This window comes from Frankia sp. CcWB2 (genome assembly GCF_977927585.1).
This window is the reverse complement of record NZ_CDWRCM010000267.1, coordinates 2388-3973: the sequence shown is the minus strand read 5'-3', so window position 1 is coordinate 3973 and position 1586 is coordinate 2388. Positions and strand designations below refer to the sequence as shown.

At 69.2% G+C, this 1586-nt stretch carries 1 protein-coding gene; it reads left to right on the top strand.

The features are described from left to right. Positions 1-791: 791 nt before the first annotated feature. Positions 792-1586: Ig-like domain-containing protein (locus ACY45C_RS20050; protein WP_462189110.1), on the top strand; the 795-nt coding region annotated here is incomplete at its 3' end.

Below are 1586 nucleotides of genomic sequence, written 5' to 3'. Positions count from 1 at the left end.
GGTGACCTCCCGGACCGACAGTGAGTTTCGCGCGCCCGGCTCGTGCCGTTCGTCGTGCCGTTCGTCCTCCGGCTCCTCGCCCCGGCCTGTCGCCGGGGTGCCCCTCCGGGCCAGGTGGACCGCTGGGTGGGATCACGCGGTGGTGACCCGTCCGGGTGGCTTCCGGTAATGGAAAGTCAGCGAGACGTCAATGGTCTCGCATGCCGGCGGTGCCGTGTACCGCCCGGTCGTCTCTGGTTGCGGAAACTCATCTGCACGGGTGACGGGTTGCGTCTTTTTTGATATCGCCGCGGGTTCTGGCCGTCGTTTCGGGTGGTCGGTGAAATGTCCTCCGGGCCGGGCAACTCGGGAAGGCGTTCGTGCGTCAGAAGGGGAGAAGGGGAGGGGTGTATGTGGGACGCCTGGAGAGTGCTACTCTCCGTATTAAGATGCTCGACGCTGGGTGATGCTCTTCCGGTTGGCGCCGTAGATTCCGCTGATCGAGGATACGTGGGGTTGATCTCTGGGTACCGTTCGGACGTAGCTTCCCGTCCGGCGACGCTGCCGGCGCGGTCTTCAAGAGGGGGCATTACATGTCTCGCTCGGTAATGATTCCCTCACGTATTTTCCATGGGTGGGGTCGCTCGGCCCGGCTGGAATCCCGGCCGGCGGGATCGCCTGGTCGCCGGCCCCGGCGGTGGCCGGGGGGGACGCTTCTGCTTGCCGCGGTGCTGTCCGCGGCGGCCTGTTCCGGCGGGGGGGCATCACCGGCGCCGGCCGGGGCCACCCCCGCGCCGGATCCGGCGGCGAGCGTGACGGTCACGCCGGGGGACGGCGCCACCGGGGTGGCGCTGACCAGCCCGGTCGTCGTGCGCGGCAACGCCCCGCTGGCCGCGGTCTCCGTCAACCGGAGGGCGAGCGCGTCGGAGAAGACGGAGCCGGGGATACTGCTCGGCACCTTCTCGGCCGATCATCGGACCTGGACATCCTCCGGTGGGCTGTTCGCCGATTCGCGGTACGACGTCGAGGCGTCCACGTCCCCGGCGACGGGCATCGTCGGGACGACGTCGGTGCGGACCGGCTTCGTGACCGGCGTCCCGGCGAAGTCGTTCAAGGTCTCCTGGGAGCCGGTCGCGGGCCAGACCGTCGGGATCGGCGCGCCGATCAGCCTGACGTTCAGCGCGCCCGCGCCCAGTCGGGCCGCCGTCCAGAGCCGGCTGGTCGTACGGACCGATCCGCCGGTCCTCGGCGCGTGGAACTGGCTGTCGAACCGGGTCGTCATGTGGCGGCCGAAGGAGTACTGGAAGCCCGGGACGAAGGTGCACGTCGAGGCCAACTTCGCCGGCTACGACGCGGGCGGGGGCCGGCTGGGGGTCAAGGACCGGGCGATGGACTTCGTCATCGGCTCCGCCCAGGTCTCCAAGGTCGACTCGGCCACCCACACGATGAAGGTCTTCCGGGACGGGCAACTGCTGCGCACGATGCCGGTCAGCCTCGGCAAACCCAGTCTGCCGAGCATGGATGGCCCGCACAACGTGCTGGGCAAGTCAGCTGAAGTGATCATGGATTCGGCCACCGTAGGCATCCCCCAGGGCGACCCGGACTAC